Origin of the sequence: Vibrio scophthalmi LMG 19158, assembly GCF_000222585.1 — a bacterium.
GTDB lineage: Bacteria > Pseudomonadota > Gammaproteobacteria > Enterobacterales > Vibrionaceae > Vibrio > Vibrio scophthalmi.
In genome coordinates this window covers 57,264-83,789 of sequence record NZ_AFWE01000040.1, presented here as the reverse complement: position 1 = coordinate 83,789, position 26,526 = coordinate 57,264, and the positions used below count along the sequence as shown (strand labels likewise).

General features: G+C 43.7%; 25 protein-coding genes. 13 read left to right on the top strand and 12 right to left on the bottom strand.

Features of this window, described 5'->3' with window-relative positions:
- The first annotated feature begins 56 nt into the window (after positions 1-56).
- Entirely contained in the window at positions 57-446 is a 390-nt protein-coding gene (locus tag RH88_RS02210) for a RidA family protein (protein WP_005593163.1), read from the top strand.
- Between the two features lie 85 nt (positions 447-531).
- On the opposite strand, the gene djlA is transcribed toward RH88_RS02210, so the two are convergent.
- Positions 532-1,386: a co-chaperone DjlA gene (gene djlA, locus RH88_RS02205; protein ID WP_005593162.1), complete on the bottom strand. Its 855-nt coding sequence runs from the start codon at positions 1,384-1,386 to the stop codon at positions 532-534.
- A gap of 200 nt (positions 1,387-1,586) precedes the next feature.
- Here djlA and lptD point away from each other — a divergent pair, with 200 nt between their 5' ends.
- From lptD to apaH, 6 genes are all read left to right on the top strand, one after another.
- Entirely contained in the window at positions 1,587-3,989 is a 2,403-nt protein-coding gene (gene lptD / locus RH88_RS02200; RefSeq protein WP_005593160.1) for an LPS assembly protein LptD, read from the top strand.
- 49 nt (positions 3,990-4,038) lie between these two features.
- Positions 4,039-5,337 (top strand): peptidylprolyl isomerase SurA, encoded by a 1,299-nt coding sequence (gene surA, locus RH88_RS02195; RefSeq protein ID WP_277422375.1) that lies wholly within the window; start codon positions 4,039-4,041, stop codon positions 5,335-5,337.
- Complete coding sequence (pdxA, locus tag RH88_RS02190; protein WP_005593158.1) at positions 5,327-6,316, top strand: 4-hydroxythreonine-4-phosphate dehydrogenase PdxA; 990 nt, start codon at positions 5,327-5,329, stop codon at positions 6,314-6,316. Before surA ends, pdxA begins: the two co-directional genes overlap by 11 nt.
- Complete coding sequence (rsmA, locus tag RH88_RS02185; protein ID WP_005593157.1) at positions 6,313-7,119, top strand: 16S rRNA (adenine(1518)-N(6)/adenine(1519)-N(6))-dimethyltransferase RsmA; 807 nt, start codon at positions 6,313-6,315, stop codon at positions 7,117-7,119. The genes pdxA and rsmA overlap by 4 nt, the downstream gene beginning before the upstream one ends.
- Before the next feature lie 63 nt (positions 7,120-7,182).
- A complete protein-coding gene (gene apaG / locus RH88_RS02180) occupies positions 7,183-7,563 on the top strand; it encodes a Co2+/Mg2+ efflux protein ApaG (protein ID WP_005593156.1) in 381 nt (126 codons plus the stop codon).
- Between the two features lie 9 nt (positions 7,564-7,572).
- Complete coding sequence (gene apaH / locus RH88_RS02175) at positions 7,573-8,379, top strand: bis(5'-nucleosyl)-tetraphosphatase (symmetrical) ApaH (protein WP_005593155.1); 807 nt, start codon at positions 7,573-7,575, stop codon at positions 8,377-8,379.
- A gap of 139 nt (positions 8,380-8,518) precedes the next feature.
- Here the strand turns inward: apaH and folA are convergent, their stop codons facing one another.
- From folA to rplU, 6 genes are all read right to left on the bottom strand, one after another.
- Positions 8,519-9,007: a type 3 dihydrofolate reductase gene (folA, locus tag RH88_RS02170; RefSeq protein WP_005593154.1), complete on the bottom strand. Its 489-nt coding sequence runs from the start codon at positions 9,005-9,007 to the stop codon at positions 8,519-8,521.
- A gap of 42 nt (positions 9,008-9,049) precedes the next feature.
- Positions 9,050-9,523, bottom strand: a complete 474-nt coding sequence (locus RH88_RS02165; RefSeq protein ID WP_005593153.1) for a threonine/serine exporter family protein — start codon at positions 9,521-9,523, stop codon at positions 9,050-9,052.
- The gene (locus RH88_RS02160) at positions 9,520-10,287 is read right to left on the bottom strand and encodes a threonine/serine exporter family protein (protein WP_005593152.1); all 768 of its coding nucleotides are present in this window, start codon (positions 10,285-10,287) and stop codon (positions 9,520-9,522) included. The genes RH88_RS02165 and RH88_RS02160 overlap by 4 nt, the downstream gene beginning before the upstream one ends.
- 196 nt (positions 10,288-10,483) lie before the next feature.
- Positions 10,484-11,659, bottom strand: a complete 1,176-nt coding sequence (gene cgtA / locus RH88_RS02155) for an Obg family GTPase CgtA (RefSeq protein WP_005593150.1) — start codon at positions 11,657-11,659, stop codon at positions 10,484-10,486.
- Between the two features lie 287 nt (positions 11,660-11,946).
- Positions 11,947-12,207: a 50S ribosomal protein L27 gene (gene rpmA / locus RH88_RS02150; RefSeq protein WP_005593148.1), complete on the bottom strand. Its 261-nt coding sequence runs from the start codon at positions 12,205-12,207 to the stop codon at positions 11,947-11,949.
- 21 nt (positions 12,208-12,228) lie between these two features.
- A complete protein-coding gene (rplU, locus tag RH88_RS02145; protein WP_005593146.1) occupies positions 12,229-12,540 on the bottom strand; it encodes a 50S ribosomal protein L21 in 312 nt (103 codons plus the stop codon).
- A gap of 270 nt (positions 12,541-12,810) precedes the next feature.
- Between rplU and ispB the strand changes: the two genes are divergently transcribed.
- On the top strand, positions 12,811-13,782 hold the full coding sequence (ispB, locus tag RH88_RS02140; RefSeq protein WP_005593145.1) for an octaprenyl diphosphate synthase: 972 nt from the start codon (positions 12,811-12,813) through the stop codon (positions 13,780-13,782).
- 73 nt (positions 13,783-13,855) lie between these two features.
- Here the strand turns inward: ispB and RH88_RS02135 are convergent, their stop codons facing one another.
- Both RH88_RS02135 and mdh read right to left on the bottom strand, forming a co-directional pair.
- Positions 13,856-14,047, bottom strand: a complete 192-nt coding sequence (locus RH88_RS02135; protein ID WP_005593144.1) for a hypothetical protein — start codon at positions 14,045-14,047, stop codon at positions 13,856-13,858.
- A gap of 95 nt (positions 14,048-14,142) precedes the next feature.
- Positions 14,143-15,078, bottom strand: a complete 936-nt coding sequence (mdh, locus tag RH88_RS02130) for a malate dehydrogenase (RefSeq protein WP_005593143.1) — start codon at positions 15,076-15,078, stop codon at positions 14,143-14,145.
- Between the two features lie 330 nt (positions 15,079-15,408).
- Between mdh and argR the strand changes: the two genes are divergently transcribed.
- The 5 genes from argR to RH88_RS02105 all read left to right on the top strand — a co-directional run bounded on the left by argR (position 15,409) and on the right by RH88_RS02105 (position 21,011).
- Positions 15,409-15,879, top strand: a complete 471-nt coding sequence (gene argR / locus RH88_RS02125; RefSeq protein WP_005593142.1) for a transcriptional regulator ArgR — start codon at positions 15,409-15,411, stop codon at positions 15,877-15,879.
- A 333-nt stretch (positions 15,880-16,212) separates the two neighbouring features.
- Positions 16,213-17,181, top strand: coding sequence for a TAXI family TRAP transporter solute-binding subunit (locus tag RH88_RS02120; protein WP_005593141.1), 969 nt, complete (start codon positions 16,213-16,215; stop codon positions 17,179-17,181).
- A gap of 217 nt (positions 17,182-17,398) precedes the next feature.
- Positions 17,399-19,978, top strand: coding sequence for a TRAP transporter permease (locus RH88_RS02115; RefSeq protein ID WP_005593140.1), 2,580 nt, complete (start codon positions 17,399-17,401; stop codon positions 19,976-19,978).
- A 43-nt stretch (positions 19,979-20,021) separates the two neighbouring features.
- Positions 20,022-20,459, top strand: a complete 438-nt coding sequence (locus RH88_RS02110) for a universal stress protein (protein WP_005593138.1) — start codon at positions 20,022-20,024, stop codon at positions 20,457-20,459.
- 153 nt (positions 20,460-20,612) lie between these two features.
- Positions 20,613-21,011: a DUF2061 domain-containing protein gene (locus RH88_RS02105; protein WP_005593136.1), complete on the top strand. Its 399-nt coding sequence runs from the start codon at positions 20,613-20,615 to the stop codon at positions 21,009-21,011.
- A 7-nt stretch (positions 21,012-21,018) separates the two neighbouring features.
- Here RH88_RS02105 and RH88_RS02100 read toward each other — a convergent pair whose 3' ends face one another.
- From RH88_RS02100 to RH88_RS02095, 3 genes are all read right to left on the bottom strand, one after another.
- Positions 21,019-21,819 carry a glycosyl hydrolase 2 galactose-binding domain-containing protein gene (locus RH88_RS02100; protein ID WP_005593134.1) on the bottom strand — a complete coding sequence of 267 codons (801 nt, stop codon included), beginning with the start codon at positions 21,817-21,819 and terminating at the stop codon, positions 21,019-21,021.
- A gap of 500 nt (positions 21,820-22,319) precedes the next feature.
- Positions 22,320-22,463: a BRCT domain-containing protein gene (locus RH88_RS24045; protein WP_324293782.1), complete on the bottom strand. Its 144-nt coding sequence runs from the start codon at positions 22,461-22,463 to the stop codon at positions 22,320-22,322.
- Positions 22,464-24,613: 2,150 nt separating this feature from the next.
- Positions 24,614-26,401 (bottom strand): ATP-binding protein, encoded by a 1,788-nt coding sequence (locus RH88_RS02095; protein ID WP_005593131.1) that lies wholly within the window; start codon positions 26,399-26,401, stop codon positions 24,614-24,616.
- Between the last annotated feature and the right edge of the window lie 125 nt (positions 26,402-26,526).

Here is a 26,526-nt window from a genome sequence, read left to right as displayed (position 1 = left end):
TTCTGAATACAGGCACACTGACGTTCTTTGTTTCAGTGAATTGATTGGAAAACCTCATGACTAAAGTACTTCACACAGAATCTGCTCCAGCAGCAATTGGCCCATACGTACAAGGTGTAGACCTAGGCAATATGGTTCTAACTTCAGGCCAGATCCCAGTAAACCCTGTGACTGGTGAAGTATCTGCTGATATCGCAGTACAAGCACGCCAATCTCTAGAGAACGTAAAAGCGGTTGTTGAAGCTTCAGGCCTTAGCGTCACTGACATCGTAAAAATGACGGTATTTGTAAAAGATCTCAACGATTTCGGCACTGTTAACGAAGTGTACGGTAAGTTCTTTGATGAGCATAACGTTGCGAATTACCCTGCTCGTTCATGCGTTGAAGTTGCTCGCCTACCAAAAGATGTGGGTATTGAAATCGAAGCGATTGCGGTACGCAAATAGTCCTAGCAAATCAGAACAATTAAAAAGGCGAGCTCATGCTCGCCTTTGTTTTTGGTGTTTGAATTATCTTGCGCTAATTTAAAGGCTATTTAAATCCTTTGGCCTTTTTGATCAAATCATAGGCATTTTGAATCTCTTGCGATTTTTCTTTCGCAACATTCATCATTTCCGGTGGCAAACCTTTGGCCATCAACTTATCTGGGTGATGCTCATTCATCAATTTACGGTAAGCACGTTTCACCGACTTCGCATCCGCATCTGCACCCACACCCAGCACATCATAGGCATCACTCACCTGACTTGCTGAAGAAGCTTGCTGCCACGAACCCGATTGCTGTCCACCTGCAGAATGTCCATTAAAGCCGCCGCCACGTTGAAAACGGAAGGCCGCTTCTTGCATGCGTAAACGCTGCTCAAGTTGCTGAGCAGAGAAGCCCAGCTTTTCGGCGATGCGGTGTAAAACATCACGCTCACTCGGATGCAAATCACCATCAGCAAAAGCGGCTGAGATTTGCAGCTCTAAAAAGAACTGCAGCAGATCAAACCGTCCACCTGATGAGATCTTAACTCGGTTCAGAACTTCGTTTAGAGGAAAATCTGAAGCTTTACCATCGCGAAACGCTTCCTGTGCGGCGGTGCGTTGTGCACCATGCAAGTTCATTCGCTCCATCATGGTACTGGCAAGTTGGATCTCTTCACGAGTCACTTGCCCTTTCGCTTTCGCTACATGTCCCATCACGGCAAAAGCCGCTTTAAAAAACTCTTCTTGTTTTTGTGCTTGGCTTGGGCCTCCGCCAAAAGGTGAAGAGTTAAAACCCGCCTGACTTAAGCGGCGAGCTTTATCAAACTGATGCCCCAAAAATAGGCCAAATAGCGCACCTAGTGGCCCGCCGAACATAAAGCCAAAAAAAGTGCCAAGAATTTTGCCAAAAATATGCATTATGTGCTCTCAATCTCTGAATTTTTTCATCGTTACGCGGTCTGATAGTGCCGGATGAGTTAAATTCCTTTATGATAAAGACCGTTTTATTTCTTAATTCGGTCGTTAGTCCCCAAGTAACCCTGAGATACTCGGCTCAGCGTGAAGATATCGGGATATATTAGCCGAATTTGTCTAGTTAAACAGGATAGTAAAACTCGATGCCACGTTTTCCCCGATCGTTACTTGCCGCTTCAATTAGCGCTGCAGTGTTTACACCACAGATTCAAGCTAGTGAAGCACTAGTTGACGATAGTGTGCAGGAACTACCTGCTATAGATCAATGTTTGATCAATCAACCTGATGCCGAAAATCCAACTCAACAACCAATCAACGTCGAAGCGGATAGCTTAGAAGGCATTAATGGCGATAAAGCTACTTATAGCGGTAACGTGATTGTCGTTCAAGGCAAAAAGCGCATGCAGGCTGATAATGTCACTCTGCATCAGAAAGAGAACGTCGTCGTTGCGGAAGGTAACGTGATGTTCAGTGATGGTGAAGTAAAAACCATTTCTGACAAAGCCGTTAATCATCTCAATACAGAGCATGTTGAACTCAATAATACCAAATACCAATTTCTGTGCGAACCAGGCCGTGGTGAAGCGGTATACGTAGCAAAAACAGGCAAAGCACTATACGAAATTGAAGATGGTTCAATCACCTCATGTCCAGAAGGCGATAACTCTTGGCGCATGGTGGCATCCAGCATTGACATCGACCAAAACGATGAAGAAGCAACGTTTTACAACCCACGTTTTGAAATTCAAAGCGTACCGGTTTTCTACCTGCCATTCTTAACCGTGCCGATTGGTGATACGCGTAAAACCGGCTTTTTATACCCAACCGTGTCTTACGGTTCGAGTGATGGCTTCGAGATGGAAGTGCCAATTTATTGGAACTTAGCGCCTAACTACGATCTCGAAACCACCATCAAGTACATGCAAAAACGCGGCACTCAACTGAATAGTAATTTCCGCTACTTGACTGATTTTGGTCAGGGGCAAATCGAGTCAGAGTATCTACCTAACGATAAAAAATACCCTGAGGAGAAATTCCCAGATAAAGGTGACCGCTGGGGCTTCCAATATACCCACAGTGGTATTTATGACCAAGCGTGGAAATTCGATATTGATTATTCAAAAGTCAGTGATATCAGTTACTTCTCTGATGTTGATTCTGGTATCGGTAATCGCGAAGATGGGCAACTGATCCAAGAAGGTCAAGTCACCTACCGCAGTCAAAACTGGGATGCTTCACTGCTAGCACGTGATTTTCAAGTACTCACCACGTCAGGTAATTTACCTTATCGTTTATTGCCACAGATGAAGTTTAATTACTACGCCCCTGAGTTAACCCCATATCTAGACTTTGATATGGTGAGTAGTATTTCGCACTTCGATACCGATGCGACTAATAAACCCTCAGCAACTCGCGTACATATTGAACCAGGCCTGACGATTCCGATTGGCACGACTTGGGGCACATGGACCACTGAAGCTCGCCTGTTAGGCACCTACTATCAACAAGATCTAAATGGCCTTAATTTAACAGCGCCTCAGTTTGATGGATTCGATTTAAAAGAAAATGTTACACGTGTTATACCTGAATTTCGCTCCCATGCAGGTATTGTACTGGAACGTGATACCTACGTTTTAGGTGGCTACACTCAAACACTTGAACCACAAGTACAATACCTATATGTCCCAAATGAAAATCAAAATGACATTTACCTCTATGACACGACGCTTTTACAGACCGATTACTATGGTCTATTCCGTAGTCGTAAATACAGTGGCGTCGACAGAATCGCGCCGGCTAACCAATTCAGTTATGGCGCCTCAACCCGTTTCTTTGATGACCAATATAAGGAACGCTTGAACATTTCATTCGGGCAAATTTTCTATTTGGATAAATCGGTAAAAAATACGGAATCGTCAGATCCTGGCGAAACATCATTAGACGATAAATCAACCAACTACTCTGCTTGGGCTATCGAGATGGACTTCAATTTTAATGACTACTTGTTCTATCACGGCGGTATTCAGTACGATATTGATTCCAGCGAAATGCAGCTAGGGAACAGCACCTTAGAATACCGCTTCAACGGCGGTTACATTCAAGGTAACTATCGCTATGTGACTAAAGAATATATTGAACAAACCGTTGATTTTGTGTCAGATAGCATCACTCAAGAAGGCATTTCTCAAGCAGGTGTATTGGCGGGCTATACTCTTTCACGTAATTGGAACGCCAGTGCGCAATATTTCTATGATCTAACGACCGAGCAATCACTTGAGTGGTTAGCACGTTTAAACTATATCGATGACTGTTGGTATATTGGTTTTACTTATAGTAATCAGCTACGTAGCTGGAATGCCGACGATGGTTCAAACGGTGGATTTGCGAATTATCCTAATTCAACACCTGTCTATGAAAATAATTTTAGCCTTAACTTCGGCATCATTGGTTTTGGTACCAATATCGGCGCCGGCTCTGGCGATGCAGGTTTAGACGGAACAAGCAACTCGCTTGGCTACGGTCGCCCATTCTACTTAAACAACTAATTTTTTTAGCCAGCCTAAGTGGCTGGCCAAACATCTATTTAAAGGGTTATTGATGAAAATTTGGAAATACACGCTGCTTACCCTGGTAGCGGCATGCCATATCGGAACGGCTTCTGCCGAGATGGTTGAAATGGATAAAGTCGCGATTATCGTTAACGAGGGGGTGATTCTTGATAGCGATATTAATACTGCGGTTAAAACACTCAAGTTTAACGCATTAGAAAATGGCCAAGCGCTGCCAAGTGAAGATGTATTGGTTGAGCAAGTAAAAGAAAAATTGATCCTAGAAAACCTTCAGCAGCAAGAAGCTGAGCGTATTGGTGTACGTATTGATGACAATCGTTTAAACGATGCCATTGCTGATATCGCAGAAAGAAACAATCAGACAGTTGAGCAACTCAGCGCTGCAATTACCGCTCAAGGCATTAGCTACCCTGAGTTTCGAGAACAAGTTCGCAATGAGATCGCAGCCAGCGAAGCACGTAATGCATTAGTTCGTCGCCGCATCAATATTTTACCAGCAGAAGTTGAAAACCTCGCGGAAGTGTTAGCGCAAGAGACCAGTGCGACCGTGCAGTACAAAATTGGCCACATTCAATTGCGTGTCAACGATGGTGATGACAAATCACAAGTCGAAGCACAAGCAAAAGAGCTGGTTGAAAAACTCAATAATGGTGAAGATTTTGCAAAGCTTGCTTACGCCTATTCAAAAGGGCCGAAAGCGCTACAAGGTGGCGATTGGGGTTGGATGCGTAAAGAAGAGATGCCAACCATCTTTGCTGATCAAATCAAACTGCAAAATAAAGGCACCGTTATCGGCCCATTCCGCAGTGGTGCTGGCTTCCATATTCTAAAATTAGAAGATGTTAAAGGTCTTGAAACTGTCGCGGTAACAGAAATCAATGCGCGTCATATTTTGATTAAGCCGACAGTAATCTTAAGTGATGACGGTGTTCAAAAGCAGTTAAATGAATTTATTCGCCAAATTAATGCAGGCGAAGCAACGTTTGCAGAACTTGCTCAACAATACAGTCAAGATCCTGGCTCAGCAGCTCAAAATGGTGAACTTGGCTACCAAACCTCTGATCTCTACGTGCCAGAATTTAAGCACCAAGTGGACACTCTAGCGGTTGGCCAAATTAGCGCACCATTTAAAACGGTACACGGCTGGCATATTGTTGAAGTACTGGATCGTCGCGAAGTAGACCGCACCGATTCGGCAATGAAGAACAAGGCTTACCGTATTTTGTTCAATCGTAAATTCAACGAAGAAGCCAGTGCATGGGTACAAGAATTGCGTGCCGGTGCTTACGTTGAAATGGTCAAGGATCAACGTAATGTCAATTAAGCGCATTGTTGTCACCGCAGGTGAACCTGCAGGCATTGGCCCAGATTTAGTCTTAGCACTTTCAAAAGAGAGCTGGGATCATCAAATTGTGGTCTGTGCAGACAAAACAATGCTCGCCGAGCGCGCTCAACTGCTCGGCATTGATGTGACACTACAAGATTACGATGCCACCCTTCCTGCATCACCACAGCAAGCAGGTTGTTTGATTGTTGATCATATTGCCACCGAGCAAGCTGTTGTTGCCGGTAAACTTGATGAAGCGAATGGCCACTATGTGCTCAACACATTAGAGCGTGCAGCCGTAGGCTGTATGAACCATGAGTTTGATGCGGTAGTGACTGGCCCAGTACATAAAGGCGTGATCAATAGAGCAGGCGTTGCGTTTAGTGGTCATACTGAATTTTTTGCCGAAAAGTCGAACACCCCTTTAGTGGTAATGATGCTGGCAACAGAAGGGCTGCGCGTTGCTTTAGTAACGACACATATCCCACTCGCCTACGTTTCGAAAGCCGTTACTGAGGAGCGATTGGAAAAAATCATTGATATTTTACATCGTGATTTAGTAGAAAAATTTGCTATTCGTCAGCCAAACATCTATGTTTGCGGGCTTAATCCTCACGCAGGAGAAGATGGCTGCTTAGGTCGAGAAGAAATTGAAACTATCACTCCTACCCTAGAGCGGATTAAAGCTCAGAAAGGAATAAACCTGATAGGTCCACTTCCCGCCGATACCATCTTCAATGAGAAATACTTACAAGATGCCGATGCGGTATTGGGTATGTACCATGACCAAGTATTGCCAGTCCTGAAATACAAAGGATTTGGACGTTCAGTTAATATTACACTTGGTCTACCCTTTATAAGAACATCGGTTGATCACGGAACAGCTCTTGACCTAGCAGGAACCGGTCTTGCGGACACAGGGAGCTTCCGAACAGCGCTGACGCATGCAATAGATTTAGTAGAGAAGAAACAATGAGAAATGATGTCCATTTAGGGCACAAAGCGCGTAAACGTTTTGGTCAAAACTTCCTAAACGATCCTTATATCATTGATGGTATCGTTTCTGCCATCAATCCACTACCAGGTCAAAACCTAGTAGAGATCGGTCCTGGCCTTGGTGCTATCACAGAACCTGTCGGTCGCGAAGTCGATAAATTTACTGTTATCGAACTTGACCGCGATCTTGCTGAGCGTCTGCGTAACCACCCAGAACTGGCAGACAAGCTAACGATTCACGAAGGCGATGCAATGCGCTTCGACTTCGCACAGCTGGTAAAACCAAACAATAAGCTACGTATTTTTGGTAACCTGCCGTACAACATCTCAACACCATTGATGTTCCACCTGTTTGAATTCCACGCGGACATTCAAGACATGCACTTCATGTTGCAAAAAGAGGTGGTTAACCGTTTAGCAGCAGGCCCAGGCAGCAAAGCATACGGCCGTCTAACCGTAATGGCACAATACTTCTGTAAAGTCGTGCCTGTGCTTGAAGTACCACCAACCGCATTTGTTCCGCCACCAAAAGTGGACTCTGCCGTGGTACGCTTAATGCCATATGAAGTACTGCCTCACCCAACAACAAGCCTAAAATGGCTTGAGCGCGTATGTCGCGAAGGCTTTAACCAACGCCGTAAGACCATTCGCAACTGCTATAAAGGCCTGATAGAGGTTGAAACTCTAGAAGAGCTGGGCATCAATCCAGCATTGCGTCCAGAAAACCTAACGCTAGAGCAGTTTGTTGCGATGGCCAACTGGCTTGACGCAAACCATGTATAATTTTTAAGGGCGCTCAGGCGCCCTTTTCTTTTAACACCACACAATGCTACGAGGAGTTATCACATGGATGTCACTCAACCTTGTATCAAAATCCAAGTTCACAGCAAATATATTGCCGAACAATCTAACCCTGCCGAAAATCACTATATTTTTGCCTACTTGGTGACAATTAAAAACCTCAGCCGACAAACCGTACAGCTGATCAGCCGACGCTGGTTAATTACTGATGCCAATGGTAAACAAGTCAACGTGGCGGGCGATGGCGTCGTTGGCCAACAGCCTTTTATTGATGGTCTTGATGAGTATAGTTATAGCAGCGGCACGGCGATTGAAACTCCGGTTGGCGTGATGCAAGGTCAGTACATAATGCTAGATGAAAAAGGCCAGCAGTTCATTGCTGAGATTGACCCTTTTCGCCTCGCAATCCCCAACGTATTAAATTAGGAACACTTAGTGGCAACTTATATCGTCGGCGATATTCAAGGCTGTTTCGATGAGCTACAGCAACTGCTCGCAAAGGTAGAATTCAACCCAAACAATGATCAACTTTGGATCGCTGGCGATCTTGTTGCTCGCGGACCAAAATCACTCGAAACATTGCGCTTTATTAAACAGCTTGGTAGCAGTGCTGTGGTTGTTCTTGGTAACCATGACCTACATTTACTTGCGGTGTCATTGGGAATTCATCACGTAAAAGAGAAAGATAAAACGGCAGCAATCTTTGCGGCAGAAGATAAAGAAGAGTTGCTCACTTGGCTCCGTTATCAACCGCTTTTGGCTGAACATGATGAGTTTGTCATGAGTCACGCAGGTATTTCACCACAGTGGGATTTAACCACTGCCCGCAATGCTAGCCGTGAAGTTGAACAAATTCTTCAGAGCGAGCAATGGCCTTGGCTAATCGAAAACATGTATGCCAACCTTCCCGACTTTTGGCATGACAACTTACAAGGTATCGAGCGTTATCGTTATATTATCAACGCCTTTACTCGTATGCGTTTCTGCTTTACCGATGGCCGTTTAGATATGCAATGCAAACTACCGCCTAACGAAGTGGATTCAAACGAGCTAATGCCATGGTTTGATCTACCGAGTCGTAAAGACATTGGTAAAACCGTACTATTTGGCCACTGGGCAGCGCTTGAAGGTCACTTTGGTCAGAGGGAAGTCGGCTTGGACACAGGCTGTGTATGGGGCGGAGAATTAACCATGTTACGTTGGGAAGACAAGCAATACTTTGTCCAGCCTGCGCTAACATAAGTTAAGGCAGCACATTCTACTTTGCTGTGAGAGATCAGAATCGAGAGCACTAAGCTTTAAGAAACGAGAACGTGAAGCGGATCTACAACAGAGAAACCGCAATAATATTTCAGCTCTCGCTTCTCACAACGAAGTGTTCTTACTTATCCAAGATAACAAAGCGCATATCGTAAAGGTTCTTCTCATCCGCTTTGTAGCTCTCAGAGTGGCTCTCTACAAAGCTATCATCCCAAATTGGGAATTGAGTATCCCCATCGACGTTCGCATCGATATAAGTCACGTAGAGGCGATTAGCAATGGGCAAACAAGCCGCATAAATTGCGCCGCCACCAATAATCATGACCTCTTCAACCTCTTCAACCTCACCAGCCGCAGCAAGTGCTTGTTCGATGCTTGTCACCGTAGTGACTCCGTCAATCTGAAGTTGATTATCTCGACTGATCACAATGTTTTGACGTCCTGGTAATGGACGACCAATAGATTGATAGGTTTTGCGCCCCATCACCACAGGCTTTCCCATGGTGCAGCGCTTAAACCACGCAAAATCAGCAGGGAGATGCCACGGCATTTGATTATCTTTGCCAATCACACGATCGTTTGCCATTGCAGCAATCATACTAATGATCATTCTTCATCCTTAGGTCCATAACAAGGTCAATGATAAGGCCGATCATACAATCGGACGACGGCGATAGAATAACAAGCCTGGCATGGCTAAGCCAACCGCTAAACCAGCGATAATGAACATCGCTTTGAGAAAGTTGGTCGTGAGCATTTCCAGCAACTGTGGTTCAAAACCACGATGGTTCAATTCCACGAGGGCAATCATCGCTTTAAAAGCAAAAACACCAGGAACCATCGGAATTAATGACGCAACCGTAAAGACTTTCGGATGAGCAAATAACTTACGCGACCAATACACACCAATCATGCCAACCAAAGTGGCAGCAAAAAAGGAAGCCCACTCAATGGGAACCCCAAAATGCATCATCAAGTAACGAGAGCCATGGCCAATTGCGCCCCCTAAAGCGCAATAAATCAGCGCTTTTTGCGGTACGTTAAAGACTAGTGCGAAACCTACGGCAGGAATGGCGGCAAAAAACATGTCATTCAATAGACCGATCAACAGTTCTAAGTTAATCATACTAACCACCCCCACACTTCAAATAAGCTCATCGCCGCAACAATGCCAAGACAGGTTGCCAATGTCAGTAAACTTGCCATCACAAAGCGGGCGATGCCCATATTGACATAACCTTTGAGCATATCGGCCACTGAGTTGATTAACGGCACACCGGGAACCAGCATTAGGACCGAAGAAGCCATCACAATCGTCGGGGCATTACCCAATTCGTGCACCACCGCTTGAACTGAAATAGCGGTCGTTACAAACGCGGTCACCGTGAAATTAACCAGAGGATTGAAATGTCGATGGCCTATTTCTTGTCTTACGATCATGCCAACGGAAGAGGCAAGAAATGTCATAGCAAAAACCATCCAGTCTCCTCCTGCTAAACGGCTAAATGCCGCACAGGATAAACCGATCATCACGACGACTAACCAACGGTTATAACGCTTGGGACTGATTTGATTGAGCTTATGCTGGGCAAGATAGTCATCAATAATGCCACGTTCAAGCATGATACAAATACGCTGAACTTGAGTAATAGCACGCATATTGATGCCACGATCTGGGCAGCGTCGCGCAGTGGTAATACAGTGGCCATGGTATACCGTAGTGACCACCAATGAACTTGCCGATAACGACACTTCCACTTCATCCATGTCACAGGCCAAACCAATCCTTTCCATGATACTGCCAACCAATGCGCTTTCGGCGCCATGAGCTAGCAACATTTGTCCTGCTTGAGCAATTAAGCGCGAGACCGCTCTTTGCTTAGTTTCCATACAATTTGGTTTCCATACAACTCAGCTTCCATACTAATTGAATAACGCCTTGCGTCCTGTCCCTCTGTCCAATCCCTATATAGAAAAGGGCAACAATATTGTGAACAAATTTAATGCAAATAACTTTGATTTAAGACGTAAAAATATTTGAGGCGAAAAAAACCGCAAATAATAGCGGTTTTTTTATTCGATCGGATTAATCGCGAACGTAGACAACGTGGCCGTCATCTTCTTCGTCATCCCAGTCATCGTCATCATCATCGCCATCTTCAGTGATAACGTTTTTGCCTGACATTGCGTCTTTATGGTAATCATCCCACATGAAGTCGACTTTGTCTTCTTCACTAAGTTGCTCCAATTCGCGTGGTAGCGTTTCCATAAAGTCAGCAAGCTTGTAACAAAGCTCTTTAGTACCTTGACGATTTACCGCTGAAATTTTGAAGTATTCTTCTTCCCAGCCAAGTGCATCCAAAATACCTTCGATGATCTCATCGGCCTCTTCTTCAGGCATCAGATCCACTTTGTTAAACACTAACCAACGAGGTTTGTCTGCCAGTTTCTCACTGTACTGTTCTAGCTCATCAATGATCGTCAATGCATTTTGGATCGGATCCGATTGATCAACCGGCATGATATCGATCATGTGCAGCAGAACACGACAACGCTCAAGGTGTTTAAGGAAACGAATACCTAGACCAGCACCATCAGCCGCACCCTCGATAAGACCAGGGATGTCAGCGACAACGAAGCTCTTCTCAGCAACAACACTTACCACGCCTAGGCTAGGGATCAGAGTCGTAAATGGGTAATCCGCTACTTTTGGTTTGGCAGCAGACACTGCACGAATGAAGGTAGATTTACCCGCATTTGGTAAACCAAGCATACCAACGTCAGCTAGCAATAGTAGCTCTAGGCGCAATTCACGAATTTCACCTTTGGTACCTAACGTCTTTTGACGAGGTGCACGGTTTACTGAAGACTTAAAGCGCGTGTTACCAAGACCGTGCCAGCCGCCTTTAGCAACCATCACTTTCTTACCATGTTCCGCAACTTCAGCCACAATTTCATTGGTATGAATGTCAACAGCACGTGTACCAACAGGAACTCGCAGTATTTTATCTTTACCGCGTTTACCAGTACAGTTACCACCACGACCATTCTCACCACGTTCCGCTTCATAGAAGCGCTGGAAACGGTAATCAATTAGAGTGTTAAGGTTCTCATCAGCAACGATATAAATATCACCGCCATCGCCACCGTCACCACCATCAGGACCACCTTTGGTGATGAATTTTTCACGCCAAAAACTAACAACACCGCTACCGCCGTCGCCAGCTTGAACTTTAACTACCGCTTCATCAACGAATTTCATCTGTTACTCCGCATTTTGTGCGTTGCAATATCATGTTTAGAACCAAAACGGTTCCATAACCACGATATAAATTCTAGCAGATCCCATATACAGATCGATCACCTGAGATCTTGGACCGCCCTACTTTGGACCAAATAACGAGAGGTTTTCCTTTAAACGTTAGTCACTTAGAATAACGTTGCCCAAAAGCTTCTGGTTATTTGGTTCTCGTATAAATAAAAAACCCCGCCGATTTGGCAGGGCTTTTAAATTCAGCTAGAAACCTAATTCTAAGCTAGAAGCGTGAATTACTCAGCTGCTTCGATGCTTACGAATTTACGGTTCTTAGGACCTTTAACTTCAAATTTCACTTTACCTTCAGTAAGAGCGAAAAGAGTGTGGTCTTTACCAAGGCCTACGTTGTTACCAGCGTGGAATTTAGTACCACGTTGACGAACGATGATGTTACCTGCAAGAACAGACTCGCCACCGAAACGTTTAACACCTAGGCGTTTGCTTTCTGAATCGCGGCCGTTACGAGTAGAACCACCAGCTTTTTTGTGTGCCATTGTTAAGCTCTCCTAATACGATTAAGCGTTGATTGCAGTGATTTTCACTTCAGTGAACCACTGACGGTGACCTTGCTGCTTACGTGAGTGCTTACGACGACGGAACTTAACGATTTTGATTTTATCGCCACGACCGTGTTGTACAACTTCAGCTACAACTTTGCCACCCTCAAGAAGAGGTGCACCAACTTGAATGTTTTCACCGTTAGCAACAAGTAGAACTTTATCAAATTCAATTGTCGCACCAGTTTCAACGTCTAATTTCTCTAAACGAAGAGTTTGACCTTCGCTTACACGGTGTTGTTTACCACCAGATTGGAAAACAGCGTACATATTTTACTCCGCTTTTTCCGCACAGCCTTTACATGCATTTTAGCAATTTGGGTGTGCGCTAAACTAATCATCAATAGGGCGCAGATTCTACAGAAGAGCCTTGCCTATGACAAGCCATATTTTTAAAAAAATGGCGAAAAGGTAATCGCCAAATAAAAGTGCCGAGATCATGCCCTTAAAGCATGTATTTTTCAACGTTTTTTAGTGTATTATTCATCTATTAAAGAATGTGTAAACACCAGACAGGTCCTAACCTCAGCCGGAATAACAATGGATTTTAAAGCTATCCAAACGCTTACTGCCAGTGACATGGCAAAAGTGAATGAAACAATTCAAGCACAACTAAACTCTGATGTATCCCTGATTAACCAACTAGGTTTCTACATTGTCAGTGGTGGCGGTAAACGTATCCGCCCACTTCTTGCGGTTTTAACTGCTCGAGCTCTAGGCTATCAAGGAGAGGCGCATACCACTTCCGCCGCCTTTATCGAGTTCATCCATACTGCAACCTTGTTGCACGATGATGTCGTTGACGAATCAGATATGCGTCGTGGTAAAGCCACTGCAAATGCCGCTTTTGGTAACGCAGCAAGTGTCCTAGTTGGCGACTTTATCTACACTCGCTCTTTCCAAATGATGACGGAGTTAGGCTCGTTAAAAATCCTCAAATTGATGAGTGATGCGGTCAACGTTATTGCAGAAGGCGAAGTTTTACAGTTAATGAACTGCAACAACCCCGATACGACCGAAGAAAACTACATGCAGGTCATCTACTCCAAGACAGCTCGTTTATTTGAAGCGGCAACTCAAATTGGTGCGATCTTAACCGACTCACCTGCGGAAGTAGAATTAGCGCTGCAAAACTACGGTAAGTATCTTGGTACCGCATTCCAATTAATTGACGACGTGATGGACTACACCTCTGATGGTGAAGATATGGGTAAAAATGTCGGAGATGACCTTGCAGAAGGCAAGCCAACTCTACCATTACTCCATGCCATGCATCACGGTGATAAAGAACAAGCGGCAATGATCCGTGAAGCGATCGAAAAATCGAACGGCATGGATCGTTTGAATGATATTCTTGCCATCATGGATCAAGCAGGATCTTTGGATTACACCCGCCAAAAAGCGAATGAAGAAGCAGACAAAGCGATTGCTGAATTGGCTGTGCTGCCAGAATCAGAATACAAACAAGCTTTGATTACACTTGCTCACTTGTCTGTAAATCGCACCAAATAAGCTCAGCGCTAGCAATGCGCCCTAGCAAAACGAAAAAGGTAAGCCTCGGCTTACCTTTTTTATCAATCCGTCATTAATAGTATTTGTCACAGCCCGGATGTAATTGCGGTTCATCAAACACTTCATCCAAGCCGAGCGCCTCTTGATGGTGCGTTTTTGTGTTCTTAACGAGAACTGAACGTGTCACGCTGTCAACGATCAAAACTTCACTGATACCATGATGGCAATCTATCAACATGCCTTTATATAGATGATTAATTTCCATTTCCGACTCCTTGTTCTGTTTGCTTACGAACAAGCAGCGGCAAGGATCAAAAAAGCCGATCATAAGATCGGCTTTTACGTTGAGCTTTGATTACATTATTTTACGAAATCAACACCAACTTCAATATCACCATTCAATGTTTCTAGCATGCCGTCCAGCGCTGCTTTCTCGTAATCACTTAGCGCACCGTAACTTAGAACTTCTTCTACGCCATCTTTACCAAGCTTAATTGGTTGAGCAAAGAAGGTTGCATGCTCACTGCCACCTTCTACATAAGCACACTCAACCACGCCTTGCTCACCTTGTAGTGCTTTCACGAGCGATAGACCAAAACGACACGCCGCTTGACCCATTGAAAGTGTTGCAGAACCGCCACCCGCTTTTGCTTCAACAACTTCGGTGCCGGCATTTTGAATACGTTTCGTCAACGCTTCAACTTCTTCAGCGGTAAACTCAACACCTTCTACTTGAGAAAGTAACGGTAGAATTGTCACGCCAGAGTGACCACCGATAACAGGAACACGAACGTCGCCTGGATCTTTATCTTTTAGTTCAGCAACAAAGGTTTCTGAACGAATAACATCCAGTGTCGTCACACCAAACAGCTTACGCTTATCGTATACGCCTGCATTTTTCAGCACTTCAGCCGCGATAGGTACCGTCGTGTTAACAGGGTTAGTGATGATACCGATACACGCTTTCGGACACGTTACCGCAATTTTTTCTGCCAACGCTTTAACAATACCTGCGTTCACATTAAATAGATCCGCACGATCCATACCAGGCTTACGCGCAACACCCGCCGAGATCAATACCACATCTGCACCTTCAAGTGCAGGCGTAGGATCTTCACCAGAATAACCTTTGATCGATACTGGTGTTGGGATGTGACTCAGATCAGCGGCCACACCTGGGGTAACAGGTGCAATATCATAAAGGGCCAGATCAGAACCTGCTGGTAGGCGATTCTTCAGTAGTAGGGCTAAAGCTTGTCCGATGCCGCCAGCGGCACCAATAACGGCTACTTTCATCGTAGTTCTCCTTGAGAAATCATCTCTTTATATATTGGTAGGGTAATTTTTAGTCTGTTCTATAGCCAAAGCTATAGTAATTAACCTCTGATTACAATTCTTTAACGTCAGCTTTGCGAGGTTGCGCACCTCGCACTTTACGTGCTACATATCGCCCGCATAATAACATAACAAACCCCTTACATGACAATGGTTTAACAATCATTTCTATCAGCAATTAATGATTGCTTTTGTGTGACTTAATTGACTTTTTTTCAATGGTTAACTGGCAGGAAATGCATATATATGCGAGAATATTCACTTGATTACGTGACGAAAAGAAAGAGAACCATGCGTCATTCAGAAAAACAAGACAACCTAGTTCGTGCATTTAAGGCACTATTAAAAGAAGAACGCTTTGGCTCGCAAGGGGACATCGTTGAAGCATTGAAAACGGAAGGGTTCGAAAACATCAACCAATCCAAAGTGTCTCGTATGTTGACTAAATTTGGGGCAGTTCGAACACGCAATGCAAAAATGGAAATGGTCTACTGTTTACCAGCTGAATTTGGAGTTCCAACGGTTTCAAGCTCTTTAAGAGAACTCGTACTTGATATCGACCACAATGCAGCCCTGGTAGTGATACATACTGGACCAGGTGCAGCACAACTTATCGCACGTTTGCTTGATTCCTTAGGTAAAGCCGAAGGTATTCTTGGCGTTGTCGCAGGTGATGACACTATTTTCATTACACCAACGGCAAACATTACTACTGAGCAGTTGTTTAACTCTGTATGTCAGTTATTTGAGTACGCAGGTTAACCCCTATCAACGAATCAATTATCATAAATCGCGCTGTCTTTTGCAGTGTGATTTATGTCACATCTTAAATAAAACTCCTCCCTTCACCCAAAATACACATAACACACTGATATAAAACAATTTTAATTACAAATTACAATAGATAAAACCACTGGTACAGCAGCAAATGTTGCTAAAATGTTTAACAATCATATAATTATCTGTTGTTTTTTTGGTACTATTCAGACACTTTTCTATTAAATCGCATGGAAAAGATGCCGTTTCTAATATAGGAAATTCCCACAGCAACTACACTTGCAGTGGGGTTAATAATGAATAAAGGAAGGAAAATTCATGGCATTGAACAAACTTATTCAAGCTGGCGCAATTGCGGCAGCTGTTATGGGTGCTGGTGCTGTTAACGCACAAGAATTTATCACTATTGGTACCGGTTCTGTAACTGGTGTTTACTACCCAACCGGTGGTGCCATTTGTAAACTGGTCAATAAAGGTCGTAAAGATCACAACATTCGTTGTTCAGTTGAATCAACGGGTGGTTCTATTTACAACGTTAATACCATTCGTGCCGGAGAACTTGATTTTGGTATCGTTCAGTCAGACTGGCAATACCACGGTTACAACGGCACAAGTAAATTTTCTGAGCAAGGCCCGTACAAAAACTTACGTGCTATGTTCTCGCTTCATACCGAACCTTTCAACATCATCGCTCGCTCTGATGCGGGCATCGAAAATGTTTCTGACCTAGCAGGCAAGCGCGTCAACATTGGTAACCCTGGTTCTGGTGACCGTGCGACCATGGGCGTTGTAATGGACGCCATGGGTTGGACGAATGACAGCTTTAAATTAGCTTCTGAACTGAAAGGTTCTGAGCGTTCTCAAGCATTGTGTGACAATAAAATCGATGCGTTTGTCTACGTTGTTGGTCACCCAAACGGTTCAATCAAAGAAGCGACAACATCATGTGATGCTAAGCTAATCCCTGCAACGGGTGAACAAATTGAAGCGATCGTAAATGCTAACCCTTACTACGCATTTAGCTCAGTGCCTGCAGGCATGTACCGTGGTACAGACCAAGATGTCAATAGCTTCGGTGTTGCGGCAACAATGGTAACGACGGCTGATGTTTCAGATGAAGTAGCTTACAACGTAGCGAAAGCCGTATTTGAAAACTTTGATACCTTTAAACGCCTACACCCAGCCTTTGCAAACCTGAAAAAAGAAGACATGGTGAAAGCAGGCCTTTCTATCCCTCTTCACCCGGGTGCAGTGAAATACTACAAAGAAGTCGGCCTTCTTAAATAAGCCGCTCTTTTAGTAACTAACAACAAGGAGGCTTCGCCTCCTTGTTGACCTCCAACGTCTCGCAACAGACGTCTTTAGGCTTAATCTAAGCCTTACCTCTTTTTTACCTAGTAAATCAATCGATACGCATTTTCTAGTCAGCTAACTACACTGATAGGTGCGGATTCAGGTTCAACATTAGTTATGAATTGGACCAGTTATAATAAGGATAAGGTACATGACGCAGACTACAACACCGTCGCAAGATGTGCAGGAAATGGTCGCACAATCCGATACCGGAGCACGCTCACCATCAGGCATTCCTGGACGTATCTTATGGTTTGTACCGCTATGTTGGTCTCTATTTCAACTTTGGTACGCATCCCCACTACCGTTTATTTTTAATTTTGCAGTATTAAACGATACTGAAGCACGAGCAATACATCTCACTTTTGCTATCTTTTTGGCCTTTACTGCCTACCCTGCGCTAAAAGGATCGCCCCGCGATCGTATTCCTGTCTTCGACTGGATTCTCGCGCTAGCTGGCAGCTTCTCTGCAGCCTATATCTATATATTTTATGCTCAACTGGCCGATCGTTCAGGCGCTCCTACCTCACCCGATATCATAATTTCAGTGGTCGGGATGTTATTACTGCTTGAAGCAACGCGTCGTGCATTGGGACCACCGCTGATGGTTGTGGCTGCCGTCTTCTTACTCTATACCTTTGCTGGCCCTCACATGCCAGATGTTATCGCCCATAAAGGCGCGAGTTTAAATAAAACAATGTCACATTTGTGGCTCACCACCGAAGGGGTCTTTGGTGTTGCGCTTGGCGTTTCAACCTCATTCGTATTCCTATTTGTACTATTCGGCGCCATGCTTGAACGCGCGGGGGCCGGGGCATACTTTATCAAGGTAGCCTTTTCGCTACTTGGCCACATGAAAGGTGGCCCAGCAAAAGCAGCAGTCGTCGCATCAGGCTTGTCAGGCCTAGTCTCTGGCTCTTCCATTGCCAACGTGGTGACAACCGGTACCTTTACCATCCCGCTGATGAAGCGAGTCGGCTTTCCCGGAACCAAAGCCGGTGCTGTCGAAGTTGCCGCTTCAACTAATGGTCAGCTCACACCACCAATCATGGGGGCTGCTGCATTTTTAATGGTTGAATATGTGGGTATTTCTTACGTAGAAGTGATCAAAGCAGCCCTACTACCGGCACTCATTTCTTATATTGCATTGATTTATATTGTCCACCTCGAAGCGTGTAAGGCGGGCATGGAGGGCTTACCGCGTCGACATAATCCAACCTTGATCCAAAGTCTATTGTCGTTCACCGGCACTATTTTGGGTTTATGTGTCGTCAGTGCTGCGGTTTACTATGGGGTCGGTTGGACGAAAGATGTCTTTGGCGATGCTGCAACGCCAATCATGGCCGGAGCCTTACTGATCGCTTATATCGCCCTATTGCGCGTGTCTGCTAAGTACGCCAAAGAAGGGGATATCGAGATCGATGCGGAGTTGACAGAAGTACCCGATCCCGGCCCAACGATAAAGTCAGGTCTACATTACCTACTGCCTATTGTGGTTTTGGTTTGGTGCTTAACGGTGGAACGTTTTTCTCCCGGTCTATCAGCCTTTTGGGCTACAGTGTTTATGATCTTTATCTTGATCACGCAACGCCCACTCAAGGCTATAATGGCAAAAACCGGCGATATCCAAGAACAAACCAAGCAAGGCTTTATCGACCTAGCCGAAAGCTTAGTAACGGGTGCACGTAACATGATTGGCATCGGTGTTGCGACCGCCGCCGCTGGTATTGTGGTTGGCGTGGTAACTTTGACTGGTATTGGCCTAGTGATGACTGAGTTCGTTGAGTTTATCTCTGGCGGTAATATTCTACTGATGTTGCTCTTTACCGCCGTGATCAGTTTGATCCTCGGTATGGGCTTGCCCACCACCGCCAACTACATTGTAGTTTCAACCTTAATGGCGCCGGTTATCGTTACCTTAGGTGCGCAGCATGGTTTGATCATTCCATTGATCGCCGTTCACTTGTTTGTGTTCTATTTTGGCATACTCGCAGATGATACTCCCCCCGTTGGTTTAGCTGCTTTTGCCGCCGCCGCCATCGCTAAATCCGATCCGATCCGCACTGGTATTCAAGGTTTTACTTACGATATTCGTACTGCCATTCTGCCCTTTATGTTTATTTTCAATACCCAGCTATTGTTGATGGGCATTGACTCTTGGTGGCATCTGGCACTCACCGTGATCTCATCGATCATAGCGATGTTGCTGTTTTCTGCCGCGACACAAGGTTGGTGGCTAACCCGCAATAAATGGTGGGAGAATTTATTGCTATTGGTTCTAACCTTCTCGTTTTTCCGTCCTGGTTTTTGGTGGGATATGGTTTACCCAGCCAAAGATATCTCACCCGGTGTCGAAATAGCTGAAATAACCCAATCCCTTAATGTTGGCCAACCGATAGAATTGCGAGTTTCAGGAGAGAACCTGATCGGGGACTATATTGAAAAAACCGTGCGCCTTCCCTTTGATGATGACGCTGTTACGGCCGAAGAGCGACTAAGTTCAATGGGCTTAATGCTCAATGAAAGTGACGGAAAGATGATGGTTGATATGGTTGAATTTGGTAGCCCGGCAGAAGCCTCAGGTATTGATTTCGACTGGCAAATTGACTGGGTTATTCAAGATGCAGAACGACCGATGAAAGAGTGGGTCTTCATTCCTTGCTTGATGATTGTTTTCTTAATGGGCGCTAATCAACGACGCCGTATTCGCCAACAATCATTAACAGCCTAATCCACTAAAGGCCCTAGTATTAGGGCCTCACTGAGAAAAATGTATGTATAAACAGATCCTTGTTCCAGTTGACTTAAATGAAAAAGGCTTCTCAGATCGTGCGATTGAAATTGCGGTTTGGCATGCCAAGCAATCTAATGCGCAACTGCATTTATTAAATGTGCTGCCGGGCATTCATATGTCGATGGTCGCCAGCTATTTTCCTAAAGATGCTGCGCAAAAAATGAAGCAAGATGTCAGTGCTCAGCTCAATGCTTTTGCTAAACAACATATTAATGAGCAAGTACCTTATCAAGTGCATATCGCTGAAGGCAAAGCGTACAAAACGATTTTGCAATACGCAGACACGTTAGGGGCAGACCTGATTGTTATGCCAAGCCATAAGCGTTCTAAACTCGATAAAGCCGTACTCGGCTCTGTCGCCAGCAAAGTTGTACAAGCCTCACCGATACAAGTTTTGGTGGTTAAACCACACCGCTAATTCGTAGCATTACGGATTTAAACTCAACAAAAAGGCGCTCAATATGAGCGCCTTAATAGTTTTTAGCTATCAATATTATATATACAAGCCATTTTTCTTTATCAAGCAACTAACTAATAATGAACCTATCATTTCGTACATAAGCTGATCATCATGAAAAAGACTCTGACCTTTGCTTCAATTCACTTTACTATCGCCTTTAGTGTCGCCTACTTACTAACCGGTGATATTCTTATCGGTAGCATGATTGCGATGATTGAGCCAAGCGTGAATACGGTTGCGTTCTATTTTCATGAACTAGTGTGGACGAAATCTCGATCTCTACAACGTTTAGCCCAATCAGCTAAAGTAAAAACCACCAGCTTTGCGGTGATCCACTTTAGTGTCGCGTTTAGTGTGGTTTACTTATTAACAGGTGATGCTTTTGTTGGCGGTATCATGGCGGCAATCGAACCTACGATTAACACTTGTGCTTACTACTTCCATGAAAAAGTCTGGTTACGTAAACAAGCACAGCATCAATCCGCCCAACCTTGGGCTTGTGCTCATTAACTGACTGCTACAATGGGTAATGCTGCACACAAAGGTCTTCACATAGCCCAACATTAAAACGTTGGGTTTGACCATCAAGGCTGACTTCTAACAGATATAAGTAATCACCACCCGCCTGAGTCGGATTATGGAAGATCGGCGCCTCGATTTGAAATAGAGCGGATGTATGATTATTTCGTACATCAATCGGCAACTGGTAGGTCATGCCATTAAATTTCACTGCAGCTGAAACCAAGCCTGATGCGTAAGTCTTATAGTAAAGATTAACCAAAAACTCACAGCCACCGCCGTGGTGCCAAATCTGTTCAGTACTGACATGCTCTAAACGGACATGGCGTATAAACTGCAAATAAGGCGCTTGCCAAATACCCATGCGGGTATCGTGTGGTTGATACTGCTCTTGATTCAAAGTACACACAGCTTGCAGCTCTTCGTCTAGCAACCAATCTTCATCTTGCTCAAGAAAAAGAATTTCAAAGCGGTTACGACCAAGCTGTAAATAAGGACGAATATTTTTTTTATAGCGCGCTTGCGTGCCATCACAATCAAAGACCGCAACCCCATTGAGTCGCACCTCGGCATAATAATCCACTCCACCCATGATCAGGTCGATTGCAGGAAAAGCGAGCATTGCTTCATCGACGTCAATGTCATGCATCAAATGCCACTCTTGCTCGGCGATCGTCAGCTCGGTGAGTGTATTGGGGAGAACATGACTAAGGGGATTTGGAAAAGTGATGTCGTCTTGAGGTATCGATAAGTCCGTTAATGGCGAGAGTTGCCATAGACCCGCGAGAGATAATTCCATGTAATATAAACTTGCGCTAGATCAATTTAGCACGAGTATAGTGAATAGCATCAGAGATAGAAACAAAAATACCAGCACAGTGGCTGGTATTTTTTAATGCTTAGAAGCACTCGCAGTAGATAATGCGATTACTCTTCATCATCTTCGTCTTCATCAGGGTATAGAGCGTCTTCGCCTTTATGCACCCTTACACTTTACCTGTGAAAAATAATGAGAAACCCTTGTAACTAAAAGGCGTCTCTCACCATTCTCACCATCACGCACACTTTTCCCAAAAAATAGTTAAAAAGGTGAGAATGGCAACCAATTCAAATTCTCACCTTACTACGAATTAAACTCAGCTTAATTTTTAAAGTTTGTAAACCAGCCCCTCAAACCGATGTTAGATGCCTGCATTTTTGTTCTCACCTTTGGCAGAGTTCACTTGATTAGATTTGAGAGCCAGTTTGTAATATTTTGAAGCCACCGTAGTCGGCTCAAGAGACATTCGATACCTTGAGCTATAAGATCATGATCTTGAAGCCAAAATCATGTGCTTTCTTCATTTTACCTATAATATCATAACGACCAGTGTTACCCATAAACAAGAAAGGTATCTGTTTACTTACTGAGCCGACAACTATTGCACCTTTACTTTCGAGCAAGGCTTTAGCATCAGAGCGAGAAGTGGCAACGTTCCTGTTATAGCCAGCGTAAGGTTATCGAGTTTTACCGCATCCAGCACTTCATTTATAGAAGCGAATTAACGTTCAATATCCTGAGGCAATAGTTCTTTGAGCTTGCTTCTGCTTGTTTTTCCCTGAATAAAACTCACCTAATCACTGCGCAATATAAAGAATGCCTTGTAACTCTCACTTTGAAGCATAGCTATTTGCGTGATGACTATACTACATTGGGTATGCTAGCAGCGCAGACAGTACCTGTTTATCGTTTTGATGTCATAGTTTATCGATTCGATATACCACTTTGCATTTTGGGTATAAAAGTTTGTGTGTTGGCAAACTAATAATCAAATTAATATTTGTATCTGAGTGTACATTTTTTCCAGAGGAAGAGTTGACAGAGTTGCGTTTGAAGATGGGAAAGTCGATAGCCTTTAATCCGCTGTCAGACCCGAAATAAGTTGTCGGCATACTATCGTTTCGTTTTTTATGAGTGATAGGTATCTTCAATCGAGAACGCCATTTTTCTCTTTTTTGGCGATATAATGCCACAGGTTTGTTACGCAAGTTGATATTAAAGCAAGTATTTTCAGGGAAATGCAATATGCTGTGATGGGGTAATCTATCTTGTCAAGTTAGACTTGGTAACTAATTTAGTGTTTTTTAGACAAGCTTTCCTTTATTTTTTTATAGGCGAAGATGGAGCCAAAGACGCCACCAAGAAAAAATAGGAAGATGGCAGCACTTATACTCAGTTCAAACATATTATAATCCTCGCGTATTAAGGGGCTATATCCTAATCGATATGGTAACTAGAGATAATATACTACGACTTATTTATATTAACTAGATTGAATTTTTGACAAACCATCGCGTAATAAGCGATAACAATTTAATAATTCAAACTAAATTTTTTCACGGCTGATATCATAGTTTATCGATCATATATACCCGTTTATCGAAATGATATAATAGTTTATCGAAACACATATGCCTGTTTATCGATTTGGTGCACACTACATCGAGTTGCAGTAATGGGCAGAGGGAATGTACGCAGTTAGACCTCGCAATCCTCTTAGTTGAGCGATTGAGGAAATGAACAAGCTCATTGATGCTGATGCCATACTCGGTCGACTTTATGCTATTGAGCTAAGAGGCGAATTAAATCACTCTACTTTAATCATTGGTTTGTAAAGAGGTGGCACCGTTGAATTCCAATATAACCTCACAGCTATTTTCACCAGACATTGATCAATGGCCTATCGGTTCTCCTGAACGCTTCATACATGGTTGTTGGCAGTTAAACATGACGTGGTTCCATACTTTTTATCATGAGTGTGGATGCGATAATAGAGAGATGTACGATTGTATCAATCACAAAATGGGGGTTCAGACAACGTACTTTGACCTTCTCTGTCTAGAGGTCAATTACAGAAATAAATCGCAGCTTATGGAAATAATCCGAAACAACAAGCAACCAACGTGGCTTTGGATTACTAATTGCGACGCTTTATTAGATACCTCAATAGCGGGTTGGCTGCGCTCTATACTCTCGACCTATTACACAGAGCACATACGAGTGACTTTTTTGTTAGATACCCAACAGCAATATCGAGATATATTTCGATGTTACTCAGCACCACTCTATAACTCAACAATGGCTCTTGAGCTTTGCAAGGTATAAGCACTTTTTAAAGATCGGGGATGATGTACAGTGCCACAGCAGCCTGCTTATTGAAATTGTTGTCACTGTATGTTGCTTCGGAATAGAACTGTACACGTTTATCACTGTTGGTGCCGAAGTCTATCGATTCGATGTGCCTGTTTATCGAATCTTATGTACCCGCTTATCGAAATTAGTGTCATAGCTTATTGATTCGTTGCACACCACTAACTACTAGTGGCACCACACATCGCTTTGGCGACAATACCCGTTAATCACTGTTGGTGCCATAGTCTATCGATTCGATGTGCCAATTTATCGAAGCCTATGTACCCGCTTATCGAAATTGGTGTCATAGCTTATTGATTCATTGCACACCACGACTAGTGGCACTACACATCGCTTTGGGACAAAAGCAATTTAGCCTTTGAAGCAAGAATGCTTTTGTCCGCGATAAGCTGTTACCGCCCTATACCAGATTCCTTTGAATAGCTTGCATCCACTCTAGAATATTTCCATTTGGATCCATTTCAACAAGATCTGCGTGAGAGTATTTATCCATGACTAAGGTGTTAAGTTTTTTCTTACACTTACCTTCTCTATAGGGTGTCAGGCCAGCAAGAGTTGTCGGAACATCGGTGTCATCTTCGATTTCAATATCTACATTAAAAACTGCCTTGATCGCTCTTGGCGAGATATAGTTCTCAAGCTCTCTTTTAGTGGTTAAGAATGCCTGAGAGCCATCACCTCTTCCATTCACAGCATCTACTGTGGCCTTGTACTTTGGTGGCTGTGCCATATCTCGATCATAGATATGAATTTCGGGTTTCCCTAAGTTTTTAAGGTAGTGAGAATTCACCCAATCGCGAAGAGTATCTCCTCCCAGCGGGATCATAACGATCCTAGGGTCATCATTCAAATCTGGAACACCTATACCTTCGGCAATGAGGTTTCGTGACAAGCGCTTAAAGAAGTGAATATCATTTGGCCCTTCGAGACAGACAATAAGTTGAGCACGGCTGTCAGGCAAAACACCGAGATCTTTCGCTATAACTTCATAAGTTGCGTCTTGTCCACTTGCGACAATTAAGTCTCCAGTGTCGTTTCGGTGAATATGACGTAAGCTTCCAAGGTCAATTTTCTCAGCGAGTGCTGGTACGTGAGTAGTTAAAATTACCTGACAATCATCAAGTTCTGACAGTTCTTTAAAAGCATCAACAAGCATTTGTTGGTAACTAGGGTGCTGCGAAGTTTCTGGTTCTTCAATAGCATAGATAACGCCTTTTTTGCTATTGTCACGTTTGATTCGTTCCGCTTCAGCTTTGAAAAAACTGATAAGAATCAGTCGACGTACACCGCTGCCGCGCTTGTTGATATGAACGCCGTCATTCCCTATCAATGATAGTTTGAAAATGCTACCCCAGTTGGGTTCAACTTTGAATTCTGGAATAAGTTCACTAGCTAATTTTGAATCAATGTCGTTCAAGTGAGAAATTGTATCCGCTGCTACAGCTAACGTTTTTTCTCTTACTACCTGTTTGATGTTTTCTAGCTCGGTGTCCAATTCAGAGAGAGCGTTGCTCACAGCAGCCTTCATAGGGTCTTGAACTTCGGCTTCTTCATCTGTGCTGGGTCTATCAGCTCTGAATAGAGCAAAGTGAGGAAGGTAAGAAGAAATTCTCTCCCAAACTGATTTCCCATCCTCTGCTTTTAGTGGGATCATTTGTGGCGTTAGTTTGAGGTCTTCTATAGAGCCGTAGATTCCTTGCCTCAATAAGGCATTGACACGTTGGTCTTCTACATTGACGCTCCGTCGCTCCGCGATGGCCTTCAATTGATCGTTTTTCTTGTAAAGAATCCCTTTAGCATCCTTGGCTGATGGATGTACACACCACGCCGCGTATTCTCCGTTACCTTTACCTTTTTTGAATATTCGGAATAATTCTAAATTTCCTCTCTCATTTAACAAAAACTCATTCTGGAGAGTTGTATTAGCTCTTTCATCTAAAATTAACTGTTCAGGTAAGTTGCTAAACTCACAGCCGATTAGAACATCATCTTGCTCACCGGAGTAGACGCACTTATCCGTGGCATCAAACTTACAAAGCTTGTGATTGAAGAAAACTCCCAACGCATCAAGGAGGGTAGTTTTTCCTATATCATTTTTACCAATAAGAGCTGTCAGGTCGGAAACCTCAATAGTCGTTCTTTCTTGATATCCTCGATAATTTTCTAATGTAAGACTAATAAGTTTCATTCTTTATCCTTTGCGTTACGAACGAGTCTCTCGCTAAGCTAGCATTTAAAGGAGCGAAAATATGCTCCTTACTTCATAAAAATCACTATTAAGTAAGGCAGAAATCAGTGAAAACCCCATGGTTA